The organism is Paracoccus versutus (assembly GCF_029909795.1).
Lineage (GTDB): Bacteria > Pseudomonadota > Alphaproteobacteria > Rhodobacterales > Rhodobacteraceae > Paracoccus > Paracoccus versutus.
In genome coordinates, this window is sequence record NZ_CP038197.1 from 323,128 (window position 1) to 345,260 (window position 22,133).

Consider the following 22,133-nt stretch of genomic DNA (forward strand, 5'->3'; position numbering starts at 1 on the left):
GATTGATCGGGCCTATTTTCAGAAGCTGTATTGCGCGGCGAACTGGATCCTGTCGTTGTCGAACCTGGCGCCGTCGAACTGGCGGCGCTCGGCCCTGATGTATTCCAGGCCCAGCGTCACCGGCTTGACCGGCTTGTACTTGACGTTCAGATGCACCGCGCTCAGCTTGTCGGTGCCGTCCGCGGCCGCGCCGGCATGATCGTCGTAGTCGTTGACGCCATAGCCCGCGCCGATCTCGAATTGCGGGGTGATCGCATGGCTCAGCGCGATGCCGTAGCCCTTGGCGCCGATGGCCTGGCCATTCGCGTCCAGCTCGGGGGCATAGGTCGCGCTCCAGGCCGGCAGCAGCGAGGAAATGCCGTCGCCCTGGGTGTAGGAGGCCTGGATCAGCCCGCCCTGCCACAGCTTGGCATTGGCGCTGATCGTCGCGCCCCAGCTGGATTCGACGCCGTTGACCGGATGCTCCAGGCTGCGCGAGATCGCGGCCAGCTTCACGCTGCCCTGCGCGAATTTCTGCGTCACCGCGGCGGCGATGGCGACGCGGTCCTTGAGCGCCGAGTTGTCCTCTTCGAGCGAGAGCGCGGCCGAGGTGTCGCCGAACTCGGCGGTATAGCGGACCTGGCCGACGCGATAGGCCGGGGCGCCGGTCTGGCCGTTGGCGTCGATGAAGGCCGGCAGCTCGCCCACCGGGGTGAACAGGCTCCAGGTCTGGCCGGCGAGCAGGCCGTTCAGCTCGCCGAAGGCGTGGCGCAGGCGGAAGGTGCCGCCGCCGCCGCCCAGGAAGTCGCCCTCGAGGTTGAACTTCAGCTCGCCCATGTCGGTGGATTGGGCGCCGCGGATGCCGATGCGGCTTTGGTAGGCATGGGCGCGGCTGGCGGAATCCTCGGTGCTGGCGGCGGTGATGCCGGCGATGCCGCCCGAATGGATGCCGAGGTCGTGGCTGTTGTCGTAGATCAGGTCGCCCTTGACGTAGCCGTAGAAGTTCAGCGTGAAGCCGGTGGGCGTGGTCAGGCCGGCCGGCTGGGCCTGGCGCGCCTCGAGCGCGGCGACGCGGTCCTCCAGCGTCTGCGCGGCGGCGGGCAGGGCGGCAAGCCCGGCCGCCAGCGCGGCGAGGCCAAGCCCGCCGATATGGGTCTTCTTCATGGTGCTCCTCCCTGAGCCTGGTGATGCATCGCGCCGCACGGCAGGTGCGGCCGGTTGCGGGATTTCGAACGATGGGCTGTGCCGGCAGGCGACCCGCGGCGATCCCGTGGGGAAGGCCGGACAGGGTGCCGTCCTGCGGCGGGCCGGGCGCTTTGCCTGCCCCCGTCATTCCCCGCGGCGGGGAAGCGTCCGGGACAGGCAGGCCTGGCCATGCGGTCCCCCTGGCCCCGGAAGGGTCGGGGGGACCGCGGTTTTCAGAATTCGGGGCTTGCGGCGCGATAGGCTTCCAGCGCCTGCGAGCCTTTCTTGCCCTGCGCGTCCATCCGCGCCGCCCAGTCCTGGACGACCGGCTCCAGCGCCGCGTCCCAGCGGGCGCTTTCCTCGGCGGGCAGGTCCATCGCCTTGAAGCCGGCATCGGCGACGATCTGGTCGCGGATCTGGCTGTCCTCGCGATCCTGCGCCGCGCAGGCCGCCTCCTGGGCCATGGCGGCCGCCTCGGTGAAGATGGCCTTCATGTCCTCGGGCAGCCGGTCCCAGCCCTTCTTGCTCATCGCGTAGATCACGATGCCCGAGCCCAGCCGGGGGCCGCCGACGGCGTTGTGCAGCACCTCTTCCAGCTTGTAGGGCGTGACGCCGCCAAAGGGGTAAAGCGCGCCGTCGACCGTGCCGCGGCTGATCGAATCATACATCTCGCTGGACTGGATGCGGACGGGCACGCCGCCTAGGGCGCGCACGGTCTTGTCCATGGCCTCGCCGGTCACGCGCAGCTTGAGGCCGGCCATGTCTTCCAGCCGCTCGACCTGCCTTTGCGAGGTCATGACCTTGTAGGGCGACAGCGTCAGCACGAACAGCGGATGGATGTCGAGCGCGTCGAACTCTTCCTGTGCCAGGAAGCCGCCGGGCTGGCTCAGGTGCCAGAATTTCGCGGTGCCTTCGCAAGAGGTGGAATAGCCGCCGGGAAGCTCGACCACCGCGCTCAGCGGGAACTTCTCCTGCGCATAGGAGGGCGCGATCAGCGAGACATCGGCCAGGTTCGCGCTGAGCACCGCCAGCGAATCCTTGCCCAGCTGGGCGGCGGGATAGACGTTCCATTTCACCGTCCCGCCGCTTGCCTCGACCACCGCATCGGTAAAGATCCTGCCGCCTTCCTCCCACATCAGATGGCTGGCGGGCAGGAAATGCGCGAACTTGAAGGTGGTTTCCTGCGCCATGGCCGGTGCGGACACCGACATCATGGCTGCGACCATGAAACCGAAACACTTGTGCGACATGACGACCTCCCATTGTTGTCGCGATGCGGCCCCTTTTCAGGGCTCTCTGGTTGTTGAGCCTGCGATGTCTTCCCAGCGCTCCAACTCGGCCAGGACCTGGGCGATGTCGGCGCGGATGTAGTCGAGCGCGTCCCGGCCCAGCGGCAGGCGCAGGGGCGGCTCGGCCTCGGCGGCGATGCGGCAGAGCGCGGGGCCAAGCAGCGCCGGATCGTTGGGCTGCTTGCCGTGCCGCGCCGCGGTATAGCCGCGCAGCGCCGCGCCCAGCTCGGCGTAATCCTCGATCTGCGAGAATCTGGTATCCAGCGACGGCCCGGCGAAATCGCTGCGAAAGCCGCCCGGCTCGACGATCGTCACCTTGATGCCCAAGGGCGCCACCTCCTTGGCCAGCGCCTCGGAATAGCCCTCGACCGCGAATTTCGCCGCGCTGTAGAACGAGAAGCCCGGCGCGGCCGCGAAGCCGACCATCGAGGAGAAGTTGATGACATGGCCGCGCCGGCGCTTGCGCATGCCGGGCAGCACGGCGCGCACCATCTCGGTGGTGCCGAAGAAGTTCACGTCGAAGAGCGGGCGGTATTTCTCGGCCGGGGTTTCCTCGGCGGTCGAGGCCAGGCCGTAGCCGGCATTGTTCACCAGCACGTCGATGCCGCCGAAGGCCGCCTCGGCCTTGGCGACGACGGCGGGAAAGCGGGCATGGTCGGCGGCGTTCAGGTGAAAGGACCGGCAACGGTCCGGGAATGCCTGGGCCAGCGGGCTCTGGCCGTCTGCGGCCAGGACGGTGACGACGACATTGTCGCCCTGCGCCAGCGCGGACTGTGCCAGCGAATGGCCCAGCCCCTTGTCGGCGCCGGTGATCAGCCAGGTTTTCATTTCATCCCTCCCCGAGGCGTGCCGAGGCGTTTCCAGCCGGCTTGCGTCCCTGGACAGATTGATTAGCAGAATCGTTTCGCGAATCAACAGTTAATTTTGCTGTGCAGAATTTGTTCTTGCAAATTGGCGGGTGAGGAAACCTAGCCGGCACGACGGCTTGCCCTCTGCCGCCGGGGTCGGAAGCAGGAAGCGGCGGCCAGCGCCAGGCTGCTCGGTTTCATGTCGTTTCCTCCCGCTTCGCGGATCGTCGCGATTTTCATGTACAGGGGCCGGTCCCGCCCCTGCGTCTGGTATCGCCACCGATTTTCGTGGAAATGCCGCGCTGTAGGCCAGAACAATCTCGGCAGGCCGAAGCGATGCAGGCTATCGGGAAAACCTGGAGGCCGCGATCAGGCCGAGGCGGGCGATCCAGAGGCTGCGCCATCAGCCGCGCGCCCCGGCACCCTGCCCTGGGCGGGGGTGATCAGGATCGGGCGCTTGGCCCAGGGCTCGTCCCGCCGCACGACCGCGACCTCGCCAAGCCTGTCGCGATAGATCAGGCATTCGGGCTGGATGGTCATGCCCAGCCCGGCCTGCACCGGGCTGGTCGCCACCCCGCCGCTGCGCACCATGCGACCCGGTTGCGAAGGGCCGAAAGGCGGGCGAGGCGCGTGGCCGGGCCGGTAATCTGGGCCTGCGGCGGCCGCCTTCTCAGCCGACCGCATCCTGCAGGAAGGCGGGCGGGGTGACGGCGCGGCGCCGCTCCAGGTCGACGGCAAGCATGTCATGCGCGATATGGGCCAGCGCCGTGCCATCCGCGGCTTCCAGGCAATGCCATGTGGAGAAGATCTTTGCGCCCACCTGCGAGATGCGCGAGCGGACGCGCAGGACGGTTCCGGGCGGGCAGGGCCGGTGGACGGGCCGGACCGAGCTTTGCGCCGCCATCCGGCCGATCCCGGTGTCGCGGGTGAACTCCGGCGTCAGGCCGGCAAGGGCCAGCCGGTCATACATGCCGTGGCCGACCCGCCGGATGATGGTTTCGTAAAGCAGCGCGCCCCTGTGGTCCAGGTCGTCGGGACGCACCGGGCCGGACATGGTCAGGTGGTCGCCCGGCCGGCTCGTCGCCGCCAGCTTGGCCAGGATGTCGCCGCGCGGCAGGGCCGTGGCCAGCAGGCCGGACCGGATGGCCGGCAGGCGGCTTGCGCCGGTGCCGGGCAGGTCGAAGGCGGTGGCCGAAAGCGCGCCGGCGCTGGACAGCAGATGGACCGCGGCACCGGCATGGGGGCCATCCGCCACCCGCAGCGAGCGGATTTCGACCGCGGCGCCGGCGCGAAGTTCCCGGTGAAAGCGGATCACGCGCAGGGCGATGGCCGCCATGCCGGGATTTTCGCCGCCGGCCAGCGCCGCGACGGTCTCGGCCGCCATCTGGAAGCTGCGGGAATAGTAGCGGGCGTTCCAGTGGTCGTTGAAGTCGCATTCCCAGCTTTCGACGCGGGTCTGCAATGTCGGGACGGCGAATGCGGCCGGGTCGGTGTTGTCATCCATGCCGGTGTTTTCCAGCCTTTCCTCGGTTCTCGGGCAGTGTGCGCGCGCCCCGGCATGCCGGGGCGCCCGCGGTTTCGGTTTCGGGCCCTCGTCACATGTGGTTCGGCAGCCACATGACCATGGCGGGGAAGGCCAGCATGATGGCGATGGCGATGAGATGGGCCCAGACATGCGGCAGCACGCCCCAGAACACGTCGCCGGTCGGGATGCGGGCGTATTTCGACACCACGAAGCAGTTGAGCCCCAAGGGCGGCGTGACCAGCCCGACCTCGGCGGTGACGATCAGCACCACGCCGAACCACACCAGGTCGAAGCCCATCGAGGTCAGCAGCGGCGCCAGCACCGGCACGGTCAGCACCAGGATCGCCATCTGGTCCATGAAGCAGCCCAGGATCAGGATGACCACGATCAGCAGCACCATGATGACCCAGCGGTTGACCTCGAGCGCGCCGACCCAGTCGATGATCATGGCGGTGGTCTGGGTCAGCGCGAAGAAGGTGGTGAAGACATGCGCGCCCAGGATGATGATCGCCAGCATGCAGGAGGTGCGGGTGGCGCGGGCGATGATGGCGTAGATCTCGGCGAGCGAGGTGTCCTTGTGGCGGCGGCTGAGATAGAGCAGGCCCGCGGCGAAGGCGCCGACGGCCGAGGCCTCGGTCGGCGTGGTGATGCCGGTGTAGATGGCGCCGGTGACGACCAGCATCAGCAGCACCATGGGCAGGATCAGCCGCAGCAGCGCCAGCTTTTCGCGCAGCGGGAAGGCCTGGCTCAGCGGCGCGTGCTCGGGGTTGCGCGCGGCCAGGACATAGACGGTCAGCGCGATGGTGAGGGTGACGAGGATGCCGGGCACGACGCCGGCGATGAGCATCTTGGCGACGCTGACATCGGCCAGCAGCGCATAGACCACCATGGCGATCGAGGGCGGGATCAGCATGGCGAGCGTGCCCGAGATGGCGACGACGCCCGATGCCATGCGCTTGTCGTAGCCGTATTTCAGCATGGCCGGCAGCGAGGTCGAGGCGAGCGTGGCGGCGGATGCGGTCGAGGATCCGCAGATGGCGCCGAAGCCTGCGCCGGCGAGCGCGGTTGCGATGCCGAGCCCGCCGCGGACGCGGCCGAACCACGCGGCCGCGGCCTGGAACAGGTCGTCGGCGACGCCCGAGCGCAGCACGAATTCGGCCATCAAGAGGAACATCGGGATGGCGAGGAATTCATAGGACGAGGCGCTGTCCTTGGGCATGCTGGAGAGGATGCCGAGCAGCGCCGATCCGCCGCCGATCCAGTAGATGCCAAGCGCGCCCGAGGCGATCAGGGTAAAGCCCACCGGCATGCCCGCCGCCAGCAGCACGAACATCAGGAGCAGGATGGTTCCGGTGATCATTCGTGATGCTCCTCGAGTTCGTTGCCATGTTCGATGACATGGGGGTCGCGGCCATGGACGATGAGCAGCGCGGCATGCAGCGCCATGCGCACCACCAGCAGGGCAAAGCCCAGCACGATGGGCAGGTAGGACATCCAGGCCGGCCAGGTGATGTAACCGGGCAGGAATTCGTTGCGGCTGTAGGCATGGGCCATCTCGCTCCACGACCCGTAGGCGACGATGCCGAAGATCACCACGCCCAGCAGCGACCACAGCGCATCCAGCCGCGCCCGCAGGCGCGGGGCGATGAGATGGCGGAACAGGTCGATATTGATGTGGTCGCCGGCGGTGAAGGTGGCCGAGACCGCGAAATAGGTGCCGGCCAGCATCAGGTAATAGGTGATCAGCTCATAGGCCCAGGGCAAGGGCGCGTGCAGCGCATAGCGCGAGAACGCATCATAGGACACGATGAACATGATCAGGGTGACGGACAAGACTGCGAGCGACAGGCTAAGTCGCTCCAGCCAAGACAAGACGTTTCCCAACGAAACTCCCCCCTTGAAGCGGCCAGGCGCGGGGCATGGCCGGGTGATTGTGATTGATGCAGGGCTCCGATCGACTGGTCGGAAGGCAGCGGCCTCCGGTTCGCGGGCTGACGTCGTCCTGCGTCAGTTCCTTTCAAAAGCATGGAATGGCACGCCGGCGCCTTGCCGATCCTCCGACGGGCTGCGATCCCTTGCGCGATGCCACGCTCTCCCTGCTGCAAAAGCTACATGCGGGCAAGGTAATCCGTCAAGCAGAAATAAGTATCGCATAGCGAAATTACTTGCTGCCCGGACAAGCTGTCAGCCGACGGCCGCGGCGCGGCGAAGCCCGTCGATCTCCGCGGCCGAAAAGCCCCAGTCGCCGAGGATCTCGTCCGAATGCTGGCCGGGCCGCGCGGGCGGGCGCTGGATCGCGCCGGGCGTGCGGCTGAACCGCGGCGCCGGGGCGGGCTGGGTCACGCCCTCGACCTCGACGAAGGTGCCCCGCGCCCGCAGGTGCGGCGCCTGCGGCGCCTCGGAGAGCGACAGGACCGGCGTGATGCAGGCTTCCTTGCCGGCGGCCAGCGCCACCCATTCGTCGCGGGTCCGGGTCTTGAAGGCTTGGGCGAATTTCTCGCGCATCAGGGGCCAGCCCGACTGGTCGTGCTGGTCGGGCAGGCCGGCATCCTCCAGTCCCAGCAGCCTGACGGCATTGGCATAGAACCGTTCCTCGTTGGCGCCGATGCTGACATGCCTGCCGTCCGCGGTCTCGTAGACGTTGTAGAAGGGCGCGCCGCCGTCCAGCCGGTTCACGCCGCGGCGGTCCTGCCAATAGCCCGCGGCATGGATGCCGTAGATCAGCCCCATCAGCGAGGCCGAGCCATCGACCATGGCCGCATCGACGACCTGGCCCTTGCCGGACCTGCGGGCCTCGATGATGCCGCTGAGCAGCCCCAGCGCCAGGTAGAGCGAGCCGCCGCCGAAATCCCCGGCCAGGTTCAGGGGCGGGACCGGCGCCTCGCCCGCACGGCCGATGGCGTGCAGCACGCCCGTCAGCGAGATGTAGTTGATGTCGTGCCCCGGCTCCTGCGCCAGCGGGCCGTCCTGGCCCCAGCCGGTCATGCGGCCGTAGACGAGGCGGGGGTTGACCGCCAGGCAGGCGTCGGGGCCGATGCCCAGCCGCTCGGCCGCGCCGGGGCGAAAGCCCTCGATCGCGGCATCGGCGCCGGCCACCAGCCGCATGACCGCCGCGATCGCCTCGGGCTTTTTCAGGTCCATGGCGATGCTGCGCTGGCCGCGGTTGAGCAGGTTGAAGCGCGGATCGACCGGCAAGCCGCCGTCGGTCGCGGTGAGGCGGTCGATGCGCACCACGTCGGCGCCCAGGTCCGACAGCAGCGCCCCGCAGAAGGGCGAGGGCCCGATGCCGCCCAGCAGAACGATCCTTACCCCGGCCAGCGGCCCCTTTGCTTGTGTCATGTCGCTATTCCCTTTGCTTTGCCGCAGGCAGCCAGGCCCGCGGGGTCAGATCACGTTGCGCGCGCGCAGTTCGGCGATGCGGGCGTCGTCCACGCCCAGCCAGCCATGCAGCACCTCGTCGGTATTCTCGCCAAGCGCCGGGGGCAGGCGGGTCTCGATGGGCGGCACGCCGGACATCTTCACCGGGTTGCCCACCACCTGCACCTTGCCCCAGACCGGATCGTCCAGCGTGACCAGCATCTCGCGCGCGGCGGCATGCGGGCAGTCGAACACGTCCTCGACATCGTTCACCGCCGCCGCCGGAACCCCCGCCGCCAGCAGCGTGTCCAGCGCCTCCCGCCGGGTGCGGGCCAGCAGCCAGGGCGAGATGGCGGCCGTCAGCGCCGCGTTCTCGCGGTTGCGCGACACGCCGTCCTTGAAGCGCGGATCGTCCTTGAGGCCGGGCATGCCGATCGCCTCGCAGAAGCGGTGCCAGATATGCTCGCCCAGCACCGCGATGACGATATAGCCGTCCTTCGTCTCGTAGCTGCCGAAGGGGGCAGTCACCGCATGCAGGCCCGGCGCGGATTTGGTCTTCTGGCCCGAATACATCGCCACCGAGATCTCGTTCAGGATCAGGCAGGCGTCGTAGAGCGAGATGTCGATCATCTGTCCCTTGCCGGTGCGCCCGCGCTGGATGAGCGCCAGAAGCGCGCCATAGGCGCCCAGGATCCCGGCTTCGATGTCGGCCAGCGAGAAGCCCAGGTAGGTCGGGCGGTCGCCCTGGCGCTCGGGCCGGTTCATCAGCCCGCTCAGCGCCTGGCCGACGATGTCGAAGGCGGGATAGTCGATAAAGGGGCTGGGCAGGACATGCTTTTGCCCAAAGCCGGAGATGGCGACATAGATCAGCTTGGGGTTGATCCGGCTCAGCTCGGCATAGCCGATGCCCAGCCGGTCCATCACCCCGGCGCGCAGGTTCTCGACCACGATGTCGGCCTCTTTGGCCAGTTCGGTGAACAGCGCCTTGCCCTCGGGGTGCTTGAGGTCCAGCGTGATGCTTTTCTTGTTGCGGTTCGAGCGCAGCAGCGACAACCCGCGTGGGTTGCCCTGGGCGTCCTGCCGGACCGGGCTGGTCCGGCGTGCCATGTCGCCGCCGTCGCGGGTCTCGACCTTGACCACCTCGGCCCCGGCATCGGCCAGCCACATCGAGCAATAGGGCGCGGCCAGGAAATTCTCGACGGTCAGCACGCGGATGCCCTCCAGCGGGCGCATGCCCAGCATCGAGGACAATCCGGCGGCGGCGGTGTTCAGGTCGGTCATGGCGTCGTCTTTCGTTCTCTGCGCCCCTTGCGGGGCGGTTCAATCCGGCGGCGGTTTGCGGCCGTCAGAAGCGGACCTGCACCGATTTCGTCTCGGTATAGGCCATGATCGAATCGATGCCGAACTCGCGCCCGATCCCCGATTGCTTGAAGCCGCCGAAGGGCATCACCGGGTCGGTCTCGCCGAAGGTGTTGATCCAGACGCGGCCGGCGCGGATGGCGCGGGCGACCTTGTGGGCGCGGCCGATGTCGCGGGTCCAGATACCGGCGGCCAGGCCATAGGTGCTGTCGTTGCCCTGGAAGACCGCGTCCTCTTCGTCCTTGAAGGGGATGATCGCCACGACCGGGCCGAAGATTTCCTCGCGCGCGATCTTCATCCGGTTGGTCACGCCGGAAAACACCGTGGGCGCGACGTAATAGCCGCGCTCGCCCAGGGTGCAGCCGCCGGTCATCAGGCTGGCGCCGTCCTGGTTGCCGGAATCGACATAGCCCATGATCCGCTGGCGCTGCGTGGCCGAGATCACCGGGCCCAGCTTGGTGTCGGCGTCGAAGGGCGAGCCGACCTTCAGCCCGCCGGCGATGCGGCTGATCTCCTGCGCGACCTCGTCATGGATGCTTTCATGCACGAAGAGCCGGCTGCCGGTCGAGCAGATCTGCCCGGAATTGCGGGTGAACCCGTTCACCGCCGCCGCGATCGCCTTGTCCATGTCGGCATCGGGAAAGATGATGTTCGGGGACTTGCCGCCCAGCTCCAGCGTCACGCGCTTGAAGTTCCCGGCCGAGGCCAGCAGGATCGAGCGCCCGACCGCGGTCGAGCCGGTAAAGGACACCTTGTCGATGCCGGGATGTTCGGAAATCGCCGCGCCGACGGTCTGGCCATAGCCGGTCACGACGTTCAGCACGCCCGGCGGCAGCAGCCCGGTTTCCTGAGCCAGTTCCGCGATGCGCAGCGAGGTCAGCGAGGCCAGTTCCGAGGGTTTCAGCACCACGGTATTGCCGCAGGCCAGGGGCGGCGCGATCTTCAGCGCGACCAGCAGCAGCGGCACGTTCCAGGGGTTGATCTGGCCGCAGACCCCCACCGGCTCGCGCAGGGTATAGATGAAGTTCGAGGCATCGGTCGGGTTGGTGGTGCCCAGGATCTTGCTGGGCCAGCCGGCGTAATAGCGGATGGCGTCGATGCACATGTTCACCGCCGCGCCGCTGAACCAGGTCGGCATGCCGTTGTCGAGCGTCTCCAGCGCAGAAAGCTCGTCCTTGTGGCGCTCTACCGCATCGGCGATGGCCAGCAGCACGCGGGTGCGGGCATGGGGCGAGATGCCCTTCCATTCCGGCGCGTCGAAGGCGCGGCGCGCGGCGGCGACGGCGGCATCGACATCGGCCTTGTCGCCCTCGGCGATGCGGGCCAGCTCTTCCTCGGTCGCGGGGTTCAGCACCTCGATGGTCCTGCCCGATTGCGCCTCGACCCAGTTGCCGTCGATCAGCAGCTTCTTGGCGCCGCCGGCAAGCCACCGGCGCGCGGCCTTCATGCCGGGGTGTTCGGTTTGCAGATCGGCTTGGTTCGCGAGTGTCATCCTGTCCTCCCATGTTCGGATGCGGGGCCTTGGCCGCCGCGGTGATCAGCGGGCCGGGGCGTCGAAGGCGGCTGCCTTGCGACAGATCCATGATCCCTCCCCGAGATCCTCCGGCCTGCTGCGAGCCGCGCCCGCCCGTGATCCTTGGCCGTAATCGGCGCGCAAACGGATGCGCCGGCGCTTGCGTTCTTGCGAATCGCATGCCCGACGATTTCCGCTTGATTGCAAGATTGCCTGTAGATATTCCGCTATGCAATACTAAATTCTGCAAAGTGAGGCGGGATTTCACTTGATCTTAGTTTTGCATTGCAGAAGATGATTTCGAAATATATGGTGATGAACGGGCGCCGGAATGATCCCGCGTTCCCTGCGGCCCGGATGGGATTCACCGGAAAAGTGACCCCGGAAAACGAAAGGGGCGTCTTCGGCGCCTCGGGGGCGTGGAGGTTCAAGCGGAGGCATCATGTCCGAAGTGCAAGTCGAGAAACTGGAAGGCAGGGTGGGGCTGGTCCTGCTGAACCGTCCCGCCCGGCGCAACGCGCTGAGCATTTCCCTGCGCAAGGGCGTCGCGGATGCCGTCCAGGCGCTGGATGCCGACGACGACATCCGGGCCATCGTCATCGGCGGCGATGAAAGGGCCTTTGCGGCCGGGGCCGATCTTGGCGAACTGGCCGACATGGTGCCGCTGGACCCGCGGTTCGAGGATCTGGCGGTGATGCGCCGCGCCTGCGACGCCTGCGGCAAGCCGCTGATCGCGGCGGTGCGCGGCTATGCCCTGGGCGGCGGCTGCGAACTGGCGATGATGTGCGACCTGGTCGTGGCCGGGCAGGGGGCGATCTTCGCCCAGCCCGAGGTGCGGGTGGGCATCATGCCCGGCGCGGGCGGCACGCAGCGCTTCCTGCGGGCGGCCGGCAAGGCGCGGGCGCTGCGCTGGCTGCTGACGGGCGAGGCCTTCACGGCCGCGCAGGCCGAGGCCATGGGCATCGTTTCCGAAGTCGTGCCGGACGATCAGGTGATGGAACGCTCGGTCGTCCTGGCGCGCAAGATCGCGGCGCAGCCCGCCAAGGCGGTGACGGCGATCCGCGAGGCGATCCGCGCCGGCGACAACGCCCCGCTGGAAACCGCCCTGATGATCGAGAACCGGCTGTTCCAGATGCTTTTCGCCACCGCCGACCAGCGCGAGGGCATGGGTGCCTTCCTTGAGAAGCGCGAGCCGAGCTTTACCGGAAAATGAAGGGGTTGCGATGACTTATTCTGTTTCTGGCCTGTCCGTCGTCGGGGTGATCGGTGCCGGCATCATGGGCGCCGGCATCGCGCAGGTGCTGGCGGCCAGCGGCTTTCAGACCGTGCTTTACGACACCCGCCCCGAGGCCCTGGCCAAGGCCCAGGCCGACATCCATGCCCGGCTGGACCGGCTGGCCGAAAAGGGCCAGATGGGCGCGCAGGACGCGGCCCATGCCAAGTCCCGCCTGCGCATCGCAAGCGACCTGGCCGATCTGGCCCCCGCGGGCCTGGTGATCGAGGCCATCGTCGAGAACCTCGAGGTCAAGCAGGCCCTGTTCCGGCAGCTGGAAGAGGTCGTGCCGGAAACGGCGGTGCTGGCCTCGAATACCTCGTCGCTGTCCATCGCCGCCATCGGCCGGGCCTGCCGGCATCGTCAGCGCATCTGTGGCATGCATTTCTTCAACCCCGTGCCGCTGATGAAGCTGGTCGAGGTCATCGCCGGCCCCGCGACCCGCCCGGAGGTCATGCAGCTGGCGACCGACCTGGTCGGCCGCATGGGCAAGGTCGCGGTGGTGGCCAAGGACGGGCCGGGCTTCCTGGTCAACCTGGGCGGGCGTGCCTTCTATACCGAGGCGCTGCATATCGAGGCCGAAGGCGTGGCCGCCCCCGAGCAGATCGACCGGATCATGACCGCGGGCTGCGGCTTTCGCATGGGGCCCTTCGCGCTGATGGACCTGACCGGCATCGACGTGAACTTTCCCGTCACCGGCTTCATCCACCAGGGCCATCAATACGACCCGCGCCTGAAGACCGCCCCGCGCCACGAGCGCATGTTCGAGGCCGGGCTTTACGGCCGCAAGGTGGGTCGCGGCTTCTACGACTATTCCGAAGGCGCGGCGAAGCCTGCCGCGCCCGAACCGCCCGAGCCGGGCCGGGCCCCCTTCCGCGCCCATGTCGCCGAGGCGCATCCGGGCTTCGATGCGCTGGCCGCGCGCGGGCTGGAAAGTGCCGCTGACGCCGACCCGATCCTCGTCAGCCCCTGGGGCGAGGATGCGACCACCGTCGCCGCCCGCCTGCGCCTGCCGGCCGAGCGGGTGGTGGCGGTGGATTTCTCGGGCGCCGAGCGCGGCGTGCTGACGCTGATGACGCCGCCGGTCGCCTCGACCGCGCTGCAACCCGTCGCCGAGTGGCTGGCCGCCGTCGGCTACCGGGTCGAGATCGTGCAGGATTCGCCGGGCTTCGTCGCGCAGCGCATCCTGGCGATGATCGTGAACCTGGGCTGCGAAATGGCCCAGACCGGCGTCGGCTCGCCCGCCGACATCGAGACCGCGATGAAGCTGGGGCTGAACTATCCCTTCGGCCCCCTGGAGCTGGGCGACCGGATCGGTGCGGGCAAGGTGCTGGAGACGCTGGAAAACCTGCAAGCCGTCACCGGATCGGACCGCTATCGCCCCAGCCTGTGGCTGCGCCGCCGCGCATTCCTGGACCTGCCTTTGCAGGCCCGGCCGTAAACCGTCATTCAGGAGGAGACCCGAATGAAACCCATCCGCTCGCTGCTTTTCGTCCCCGGCAACAAGGAATCCATGCTGGAGAAAGGCGCCAAGGCCGGCGCCGACGCGCTGATCCTCGATCTCGAGGATTCGGTGCCCCATGCCGAGAAACAGGCCGCCCGCGCCCTGGTCGCCGGCAAGATCCCGGAGCTGGTCGCGCAGGGCCATCGCATCTGGGTGCGCATCAACCGCAGCGCGCATATCTACGACCTCGACGACATCCTGGCCGTGGTGCAGCCCGGCGTCGAGGGGCTGGTGATCTCGAAGCCCTGGGGCCCCGAGGACATCCACATGGCATCGTGCATGATCGCCGAGGCCGAGGCGCGGGCGAATATCGAGATCGGCACCGTCAAGCTGATCCCGCTGCTGGAGACCGCGCGCTCGATGCAGCTGTGCTTCGAGATCGCCGAGCATCCGCGCGTCGCGGCCATCGTCGGCGCCACCGCCAAGAATGCCGACATGGCCCGTGCCCTGCGCTTCGTCTGGACCGCCGACGGGCGCGAGTCGGATTACCTGAAATCGCGCGTCGTCATGGCCGCCCGCGCCGCCGGCAAGCAGCCGATCGGCGGCATCTGGCAGCAGATCAAGGATCTGGAGGGGCTGGAAAAGGCCTCCAGGCTGGACCGCCAGCTGGGCATGTCGGGCGAGCTGGTGCTGCACCCGATGCAGGTCGAGACGGTGAACCGCACCTATACCCCCGATGCCGACGAGGTCGCCTATTACCAGGGCATGATCGACGCGCTGGACGCGGCGATGGCGCAGGGCCGCGCCTCGGTCATGTATGACGGCGAGCATATCGACATCGCCCATGTGAAAACCGCGCGCGAGATCATCGAACTCGCCGGCTCGTTCAAGTAATCCAACGAAAGGAACCCACCATGTCGCATCAAGTCGATTACGCCGCCCTCGCCACCGGGAAATGGTATGAGGATCTGGAGCCGGGCCTGGTGATCAAGAGCGCGATCACCCGCACCGTGACGGAAACCGACAACCTGCTGTTCAGCGCCCTGACGCATAACTCGGCCTGGCTGCACCTGGACGAGGAATATTGCAAGACGCAGATGTTCAAGACCCGGATCGTGAACAGCATGTTCACGCTGTCGCTGCTTTGCGGCATCCAGGTCGCCGACGTCACGCTGGGCACGACGCTCGCGAACCTGGGCTTTTCGGACATCAAGTTCCCCAAGCCCGTGTTCTTCGGCGACACGATCTATGTCGAGACCGAAGTCCTGGGCCGGCGCGAATCGAAGTCGCGCCCCGATGCCGGCATCGTCGATTTCGAGCATCGCGGCATCAATCAGCGCGGCGAGACGGTCGCCGTCCTGCGCCGCCAGGGCCTGATGTCCAAGCGCCCGGCAAAGGCCGCCTGAGATGGGCGATTACCGGGACATCCTCTATGAGGTCGAGGCCGGGGCGGCCACCATCACCATCAACCGCCCCGAGGTGATGAACGCGTTTCGCGCCCAGACCGTCGAGGAGATGATCCACGCCTTCACCCGCGCCGGCGCCGACAGGAATGTCGGCGTCATCGTGCTGACCGGCGCGGGCAGCCGCGCCTTTTGCACCGGCGGCGACCAGTCGGCGCATGGCGAGGGTGACAGCGACGGCTATGGCGGGCGCGGCGTGATCGGCGTGCCGGTCGAGGATCTGCAATCGCTGATCCGCGACGTGCCGCAGCCGGTCATCGCCAAGGTGCGCGGCTATGCCATCGGCGGCGGCAACGTGCTGGCGACGCTTTGCGACATGACCATTGCGTCCGAGAACGCGGTCTTCGGCCAGGTCGGTCCCAAGGTCGGCTCGGTCGATCCCGGCTTCGGCACCGCCTATCTGGCCCGCATCGTGGGCGAGAAGAAGGCGCGCGAGATCTGGTACATGTGCCGCCGCTACAAGGCGCAGGACGCGCTGGCGATGGGGCTGGTGAATGCCGTGGTCCCCGACGACCAGCTGGACGCCGAGGTGCGCCGGTGGTGCGACGAGATCATGGCCCACAGCCCCACCGCCATCGCCATCGCCAAGCGCAGCTTCAACGCCGACAGCGAGAATATCCGCGGCATCGGCGCGCTGGGGATGCAGGCGCTGAGCCTTTACTACCGCACCGAGGAATCCAAGGAGGGCGGCCGCGCCTTTCGCGAAAAGCGCAAGCCGGACTTCCGGCAATGGTAGGGCGGTAAAGGCGGCGCATGACGGCGATGATGGATGAGAGCCTGCCGCCCATGGCCTCGCGGCAGGGTGGCGGGCCTTGGGGCTTCCTGCTGACGGTGTTCATCGGCTGCATGAACAACGCGCCCTTGATGACGGCCCGGCTGATCCTGCCGATGATCGCCATGCAGGCGGGCGCGAGCCCCGGTTTCGTGGGGCTCATCGCCGCCATGTTCACCGCCCTGCCCATCGTCTTCAACGTGGGTTTCGGGCGGTGGGTGGATCGCTCGGGAACGCTGGTGCCGATGGTGCTGGCCTCGTTGCTGATCGGCGTCGCCAGCCTGCTGCCGATCCTGTGGGGCCGGCCGGCGATGCTGCTGGCCATGGCTGGGCTGATCGGCTGCGGCACGGTGTTTTCCCATGTGGCCACCACCCGCGCCGTGGGCGAGATCGGCCCGCCCGAACAGCGCACCCGCAACCTGGGCCTGCTGATCGCGGCCTATTCGGTGTTCCAGTTCGTCGGCCCCATGGTCGCGGGCGTCACGCTGGAGCATTACGGCAAGGACTGGGCGGTGCTGTCGATCGGCACCTTCGCCGTCCTGGCGCTTTGCGGGCTGATGCTGCCGGGGCATCTGTTCACGTGCTGGACCACCTTGCGCGACGCGGCCGCGGCCCGGCCCCGCATCCGCGAGCTGGTGCGGGTGCCCAGCCTCATGCGCTGGCTGGCGGTCAGCAGCGTGACCAGCAGCGTGGTGACGATCTTTCCCTTCATCGTCGCCCTGCACGCGGCCGAGATCGGCATGTCGGCCTCGCAGGCCGGGCTGGCGCTTGGCGCCTTCGCCATCGGCACCGTGGTCTCGCGGCTGCTGACCGGGCCGATCAGCCGCCATGTCCGGGCGCATGTCGCGATCTCGGCCATGCTGGGGGTCGGCGCCATCCTTTACGCCGCGCTGCCGGCCATGGCGGGCTTTGCCTCCTTTGCCGCGCTGAATGCCGCCCTGGGCCTGGTGCTGGGCATGAGCGTGCCTTTCGTGCTGAGCGTGATCTATTCCGTCGCGCCGCCGCGCCGGGTGAACGAGGCCATCGGCCTGTCGATGACCCTGACCAATGTCATCCAGACGCTGATGCCGCTGGGGCTGGGGTTGCTTGCGGCCCGGCTGGGCGGCGCGGTCATGTCCTGGATGCTGGCCCTGCTGATGCTGGGGGCGATAGGGCTGTCGCGAAAGCCATGAGGAACCGCCCGCATCCACCTGATCTTGCGTGAAGGACACGCAGACATGACGACCATTCTCGACGGTATCCGGGTGCTGGATTTCGGCCGCTACATCGCCGGGCCGTTCTGCGCCGCCATGCTGGGCGACATGGGGGCCGAGGTGATCCGCATCGAGCCCCCTGCCGGCGCCGACGACCGCTACCTGATGCCGGTGACGCCCGAGGGCGAGGGCGCGCTGTTCCTGCAGTCGAACCGCGGCAAGCGGTCGCTGACGCTGGACCTGACCAGGGACGAGGGCCGCGCGCTGGCCCGCCGGCTGGTCGAGACGGCGGACGTGGTGATCGCCAACGCCCCGCCCGCCGCGCTGGCGCAGCAGGGGCTGGACTACGACAGCCTGCGCGCCGTCAAGCCCGACATCATCCTGACCGTGGCGACGGCCTGGGGCCTGACCGGCCCGAACCGCAATGCCAGCGGCTTCGACGGCACCGGGCAGGCGGTCAGCGGCGCGATCTGGCTGTCGGGCCAGCCGGGCCAGCCGTTCCGTGCCGCGACCTCCTATGTCGATTACGGCACCGCGATCAGTTGCGCCTATGGCACGCTGGGCGCGATCATCCGCAAGCTGCGCACGGGGCAGGGCAGCCTGGTCGAGACCTCGCTGATCGGCACGGCGCTGACCATGACCACGCCGATGCTGATGGAGGAAGCCACCGGCGCCCGCAGCCGGGTGCCGACCGGCAACCGCAGCCCCATCGCCGGGCCCTCGGACCTGTTCGCGACCAGGGACGGCTGGGTGCTGACCCAGGTGATCGGGCAAGGCATGTTCCGCCGCTGGGCCAGGCTGGTCGGGCGCCCCGAATTGCTGGACGATCCGCGCTTTGCCACCGACATCCTGCGTGGCGACAATGGCGAGGAACTCAGCCGCATCATGGGCGCCTGGTGTGCCACCCGCACGGTCGAGGAATGCATGGCGGCGCTGCAGGCCGCGCGCATCCCGGTCACGCGGCTGCTGCGCCCGGCGCAGGTGCTGGAACCCGAGTTCGGCCTGGCCGAAGGGTTCCTGAACTGGATGGATCACCCGGCCTTGCCGGGCCCGCTGCCCGTCGCCCGGCCGCTGGCGACGGTCACGGGCATGGATGCGACCGCGGTCCGCCCCGCCCCGGCGCTTGGCGCGCATACGGATGAACTGCTGGGCCAGCTGGGGATTTCCGAAGCCGAGATCGCCCGGCTCAGAGGCGACGGCATCGTCTAGGAAGGGGCAGGGCGGCCGGCCCTGCCCGATGCTTCAGCGCTGGCCCGGCAGGATGCGGTTCACCGCCGACACCACCGCGGCCAGCGAGGCGGCGACGATATTGCTGTCGATCCCGACGCCCCAGGTTTTGCCCTGCGGATGCTCGATCACCATGTAGCACACCGCATTCGCATCCGACCCGCCCGAGATCGAATGTTCGGAATAATCCGCCACGGTGATCTCGGTGCCGAGCCAGGTCGACAGGGCATGCACGAAACCATCGACCGGCCCCGTGCCCGAGCCCGAGATCTTGACCGGATTGCCCCGGTCCAGGATCGTGGCCTCGACCAGGCGGCGATGCCCCTTGTCGGCCGACATGGCGGGGATGGTGACGTGGTCGACGAATTTCAGCCGTCCCGCCGGCTGGTCGACATAGTGCCGGGTGAAGAGGCCGTGGATCTGCTCCGAGGTCAGCTCGGTCCCCTCGGCATCGGTCACGGCCTGCACCTCGCCGGCGAATTCGACCTGCAGTCCGCGCGGCAGGTGGAAGCCATAGTCGGCCTGCATGACATAGGCGATGCCGCCCTTGCCCGATTGCGAGTTGATGCGGATGATCGCCTCGTAGCTGCGGCCCAGGTCCTGCGGGTCGATGGGCAGGTAGGGCACCTCCCATTGCGGCTTGTTGGCCTTGCGCAGCGCCTTCATCCCCTTGTTGATCGCATCCTGGTGTGAACCGGAAAAGGCGGTATAGACCAATTCGCCGACATAGGGGTGGCGCTCGCCCACCGGCATCTGGTTGGAATATTCGTAGACGTCCTTGAGCCGGTTGATGTCGCTGCAATCCAGCCCCGGATCGACGCCCTGCGTGTACATGTTCAGCGCCAGCGTCACCAGGTCGACGTTCCCCGTCCGCTCGCCATTGCCGAAGAGCGTGCCCTCGACCCGCTCGGCCCCGGCCATCAGCGCCAGTTCCGTGGCGGCGACGGCGGTGCCGCGGTCGTTGTGCGGATGCAGCGACAGCGTGATCGAATCGCGCCGGTCGAGATTGCGCCCCATCCATTCGATGGCGTCGGCATAAAGGTTCGGCGTCGACATCTCGACGGTGGCGGGCAGGTTCAGGATCAGCTTGCGCTCGGGCGTGGGCCGGACGATCTCGGTCACGGCGTTGCAGATCTCCAGCGCCACCTCCAGTTCGGTGCCGGTGAAGCTTTCGGGCGAATATTCGAACTGGAAATCGCCGCCGGCCTTCGCCGCCATGTCGGTGATCAGCTTGGCGGCGTCGGTGGCGATCTGCTTGATGCCGGCCACGTCCTTTTCGAACACCACCCGGCGCTGCAATTCGCTGGTCGAGTTGTAGAAATGCACGATGGGCGATCTGGCGCCTTCCAGCGCCTCGAAGGTGCGGGCGATCAGTTCGGGCCGGCACTGGACCAGCACCTGCATGCGCACGTCCTCGGGCACGTTGCCATGCTCGATCGCCCAGCGGGTGAAGCCGAAATCGGTCTCGGAGGCCGAGGGGAAGCCGATCTCGATCTCCTTGAAGCCCATGTCGAGCAGCAGGGCCAGCATCCGCGCCTTGCGGTCCTGGCCCATCGGGTTCACCAGCGCCTGGTTGCCGTCGCGCAGGTCGACGGAACACCAGGTGGGCGGCTGGGTGATCCGCTTGTCCGGCCAGGTGCGGTCGGCCAGTTCGATGCGGGGATAGGGCTCGTATTTGACCGGGGCGTTGGCCATGCCGGCCGGTGCGCTTGCTGGCGCGGTCATCTGCATTCCTCCGAGGCGGTATTCATCTTTTCCCTTGCGATCATACGCCAAGACCGGCGTTTTGCACGGCGGAATCGACCCAAGGCCGTCGGCGCGATCCTGCCGGGTAACGCGGCCGTTTTCAAGGACATGGCCGTAATCCGCAAGGGAAAGCGCGATTTCGGCATTCTGTTCGATCAGCAGGGTGCCACGCCCATGCCGGCGATCTCGCGGATCGGATGCGCCACCCCGTCGGCTCGTCCAGCGCAAGAGCCACAGCGCCGAGATCAGCGCGCGGACGATGGCGACCATCTGGCCGCCGCGGAAGATGCCGGCCACGGTCGAAAGCCGATTGCGCAGTTCGCGAAAACGGCTCCTGCGCGCTGGACATCCCGCGCCACGTCCTCGCGATCCGGCGCAATCTGGCGCTGGCCAGTGTGGTCGCCGAGCAGATCGGCGGCCGGTTCATCGCAGGCCGAGCCTGGGGGGCCGGGGCGAAGATGCCGCCCCGGCTTGCGGTTCACGCGACCCGCTTGAAGATCGCGGTCAGGCCCTGGCCGCCGCCGATGCACATGGTTTCCAGCCCGTATTGCGCCTCGCGCCGGCGCATCTCGCGCAGCATGGTGGTCAGGATGCGCACGCCGGTCGCGCCGACCGGATGGCCCAGCGAAATGCCCGAGCCGTTGACGTTCATCCGCTCGAAATCCGCCTTGCCGAAGCCCCATTCGCGGGTGCAGGCCAGGGCCTGGGCGGCGAAAGCCTCGTTCAGCTCGATCAGGTCGATGTCCTTCATCTCCAGCCCGGCGCGGGCCAGCGCCCTGGCGGTCGAGGGCACCGGGCCGATGCCCATGCGATGCGGCTCGACCCCGGCCACGGCCCATGTCACCAGCTCGCCATAGGGGCGCAGGCCCAGCTTTTCGGCGGTGTCGATGTCGGTGACGACGCAGACCGCCGCGCCGTCGTTCTGGCCGCTGGCATTGCCGGCCGTCACCGTCGATTCAGGGTCCGAGCCCAGCATCACCGGCCTGAGCGAGGCCAGCTTTTCCAGGGTCACGTCGGGGCGGACATGTTCGTCGCGGTCCAGCACGATCTCGCCCTTGCGCTTGTCCTTGTCCTTGACCGTGACCGGCACGATTTCCTCGGCGAAGCGGCCGTCATCGGCCGCGGCGGCCGCGCGCAGATGCGAGTTCACCGCCAGCTCGTCCTGCTCCTCGCGCGGGATCGCATATTCGCGGCGCAGGTTCTCGGCCGTCTCCAGCATGCCGCCCGGCACCGGATAGCGATAGCCGCCCGAGGTGACGCGGCCGCGCGCCAGCCGGTCATGCAGCTGCGCCGGGCGGCCGCCGGTGCCCCAGCGCATGTCCTCGGTGTAATATTCGGCGCGGCTCATGCTTTCGCAGCCGCCGGCCAGCACGATCTCGGCCGCGCCGGTCTGCACCCGCATGGCTGCGTCGATCACCGCCTGCAGGCCCGAGCCGCAGCGGCGGTCGATCTGGATGCCCGGCGTGCGGATCGGCAGGCCGGCGTCCAGCGCCACGACCCGGCCGATGGCCGGCGCCTCGCCATTGGGATAGCACTGGCCGAAGATCACGTCGTCGATCCTTTCCGGGTCGATGCCGGTGCGGGCCAGGACCGCCTCGATCACCGTCCGGCCCAGATGCGTGGCCGGAACGCCCTTGTACATGCCGCCATAGCCGCCCACCGCCGTGCGCACCGGCTCGCAAATCACAACCCGTTTCATCGCTTGTTCTTTCTCCTGACGCTTGTCTGGCCTGCGATTGCCGCCGCAAGCCGTTGCCGCTTCCGAATTCCCTGGCCGCGATGGCGGGGCGCCCTTTTCCGTCTGTCCGGCGGCAACTGCGCCCTTGCCACGGCTCGAGGAATAAACTATAGAACGAAATCATCTTCCGCAATACGAAATATAAATCGTGCCGCGGAGGGCATGATCGCGGCATTTCCGGCAGAGAATCGGGCGCCTTGCGCCGGTGCATCCGCCAAGCCG

The 22,133-nt window shown here is 68.0% G+C and carries 19 protein-coding genes; 7 read left to right on the forward strand and 12 right to left on the reverse strand.

Features of this window, described 5'->3' with window-relative positions; all coding sequences use genetic code 11:
• Nucleotides 1-18 precede the first annotated feature (18 nt).
• The 10 genes from E3U25_RS12620 to E3U25_RS12665 all read right to left on the reverse strand — a co-directional run bounded on the left by E3U25_RS12620 (nt 19) and on the right by E3U25_RS12665 (nt 11,034).
• On the reverse strand, nt 19-1,143 hold the full coding sequence (locus E3U25_RS12620) for a DcaP family trimeric outer membrane transporter (RefSeq protein WP_072464234.1): 1,125 nt from the start codon (nt 1,141-1,143) through the stop codon (nt 19-21).
• A gap of 254 nt (nt 1,144-1,397) precedes the next feature.
• Nucleotides 1,398-2,414: a TRAP transporter substrate-binding protein gene (locus tag E3U25_RS12625; RefSeq protein WP_116222648.1), complete on the reverse strand. Its 1,017-nt coding sequence runs from the start codon at nt 2,412-2,414 to the stop codon at nt 1,398-1,400.
• 36 nt (nt 2,415-2,450) lie between these two features.
• Nucleotides 2,451-3,281 (reverse strand): oxidoreductase, encoded by an 831-nt coding sequence (locus E3U25_RS12630; RefSeq protein ID WP_116222649.1) that lies wholly within the window; start codon nt 3,279-3,281, stop codon nt 2,451-2,453.
• Between the two features lie 389 nt (nt 3,282-3,670).
• Nucleotides 3,671-3,892 carry a hypothetical protein gene (locus E3U25_RS12635; protein WP_116222650.1) on the reverse strand — a complete coding sequence of 74 codons (222 nt, stop codon included), beginning with the start codon at nt 3,890-3,892 and terminating at the stop codon, nt 3,671-3,673.
• Nucleotides 3,893-3,971: 79 nt separating this feature from the next.
• Nucleotides 3,972-4,805 carry a thioesterase family protein gene (locus E3U25_RS12640; protein WP_116222651.1) on the reverse strand — a complete coding sequence of 278 codons (834 nt, stop codon included), beginning with the start codon at nt 4,803-4,805 and terminating at the stop codon, nt 3,972-3,974.
• A 91-nt stretch (nt 4,806-4,896) separates the two neighbouring features.
• Complete coding sequence (locus E3U25_RS12645) at nt 4,897-6,186, reverse strand: TRAP transporter large permease (RefSeq protein ID WP_116222652.1); 1,290 nt, start codon at nt 6,184-6,186, stop codon at nt 4,897-4,899.
• The gene (locus E3U25_RS12650; protein ID WP_140848450.1) at nt 6,183-6,698 is read right to left on the reverse strand and encodes a TRAP transporter small permease; all 516 of its coding nucleotides are present in this window, start codon (nt 6,696-6,698) and stop codon (nt 6,183-6,185) included. Before E3U25_RS12650 ends, E3U25_RS12645 begins: the two co-directional genes overlap by 4 nt.
• 312 nt (nt 6,699-7,010) lie before the next feature.
• The gene (locus E3U25_RS12655; RefSeq protein ID WP_116222654.1) at nt 7,011-8,165 is read right to left on the reverse strand and encodes a CaiB/BaiF CoA transferase family protein; all 1,155 of its coding nucleotides are present in this window, start codon (nt 8,163-8,165) and stop codon (nt 7,011-7,013) included.
• Nucleotides 8,166-8,210: 45 nt separating this feature from the next.
• Complete coding sequence (locus E3U25_RS12660) at nt 8,211-9,464, reverse strand: CaiB/BaiF CoA transferase family protein (RefSeq protein ID WP_116222655.1); 1,254 nt, start codon at nt 9,462-9,464, stop codon at nt 8,211-8,213.
• Nucleotides 9,465-9,528: 64 nt separating this feature from the next.
• A complete protein-coding gene (locus E3U25_RS12665) occupies nt 9,529-11,034 on the reverse strand; it encodes an aldehyde dehydrogenase family protein (protein WP_116222656.1) in 1,506 nt (501 codons plus the stop codon).
• Nucleotides 11,035-11,497: 463 nt separating this feature from the next.
• On the opposite strand from E3U25_RS12665, the gene E3U25_RS12670 reads away from it, so the two are divergent.
• The 7 genes from E3U25_RS12670 to E3U25_RS12700 are packed head-to-tail and all read left to right on the forward strand — an operon-like array spanning nt 11,498 to nt 18,409.
• Nucleotides 11,498-12,268 carry an enoyl-CoA hydratase-related protein gene (locus E3U25_RS12670; RefSeq protein ID WP_036759977.1) on the forward strand — a complete coding sequence of 257 codons (771 nt, stop codon included), beginning with the start codon at nt 11,498-11,500 and terminating at the stop codon, nt 12,266-12,268.
• A 10-nt stretch (nt 12,269-12,278) separates the two neighbouring features.
• On the forward strand, nt 12,279-13,769 hold the full coding sequence (locus E3U25_RS12675) for a 3-hydroxyacyl-CoA dehydrogenase (RefSeq protein WP_116222657.1): 1,491 nt from the start codon (nt 12,279-12,281) through the stop codon (nt 13,767-13,769).
• 24 nt (nt 13,770-13,793) lie between these two features.
• On the forward strand, nt 13,794-14,666 hold the full coding sequence (locus tag E3U25_RS12680; protein ID WP_036759974.1) for an HpcH/HpaI aldolase/citrate lyase family protein: 873 nt from the start codon (nt 13,794-13,796) through the stop codon (nt 14,664-14,666).
• Nucleotides 14,667-14,686: 20 nt separating this feature from the next.
• Nucleotides 14,687-15,178 carry a MaoC family dehydratase gene (locus tag E3U25_RS12685; protein ID WP_052096235.1) on the forward strand — a complete coding sequence of 164 codons (492 nt, stop codon included), beginning with the start codon at nt 14,687-14,689 and terminating at the stop codon, nt 15,176-15,178.
• 1 nt (nt 15,179) lies between these two features.
• A complete protein-coding gene (locus E3U25_RS12690; RefSeq protein WP_116222658.1) occupies nt 15,180-15,971 on the forward strand; it encodes an enoyl-CoA hydratase-related protein in 792 nt (263 codons plus the stop codon).
• Nucleotides 15,972-16,000: 29 nt separating this feature from the next.
• The gene (locus tag E3U25_RS12695) at nt 16,001-17,179 is read left to right on the forward strand and encodes an MFS transporter (RefSeq protein ID WP_208861645.1); all 1,179 of its coding nucleotides are present in this window, start codon (nt 16,001-16,003) and stop codon (nt 17,177-17,179) included.
• A 45-nt stretch (nt 17,180-17,224) separates the two neighbouring features.
• The gene (locus E3U25_RS12700) at nt 17,225-18,409 is read left to right on the forward strand and encodes a CaiB/BaiF CoA transferase family protein (RefSeq protein WP_116222659.1); all 1,185 of its coding nucleotides are present in this window, start codon (nt 17,225-17,227) and stop codon (nt 18,407-18,409) included.
• Between the two features lie 33 nt (nt 18,410-18,442).
• On the opposite strand, the gene leuA is transcribed toward E3U25_RS12700, so the two are convergent.
• Nucleotides 18,443-20,152 carry a 2-isopropylmalate synthase gene (gene leuA, locus E3U25_RS12705; RefSeq protein ID WP_036759985.1) on the reverse strand — a complete coding sequence of 570 codons (1,710 nt, stop codon included), beginning with the start codon at nt 20,150-20,152 and terminating at the stop codon, nt 18,443-18,445.
• 499 nt (nt 20,153-20,651) lie between these two features.
• Nucleotides 20,652-21,872 (reverse strand): acetyl-CoA C-acetyltransferase, encoded by a 1,221-nt coding sequence (locus E3U25_RS12710; RefSeq protein WP_116222660.1) that lies wholly within the window; start codon nt 21,870-21,872, stop codon nt 20,652-20,654.
• Nucleotides 21,873-22,133: the final 261 nt, after the last annotated feature.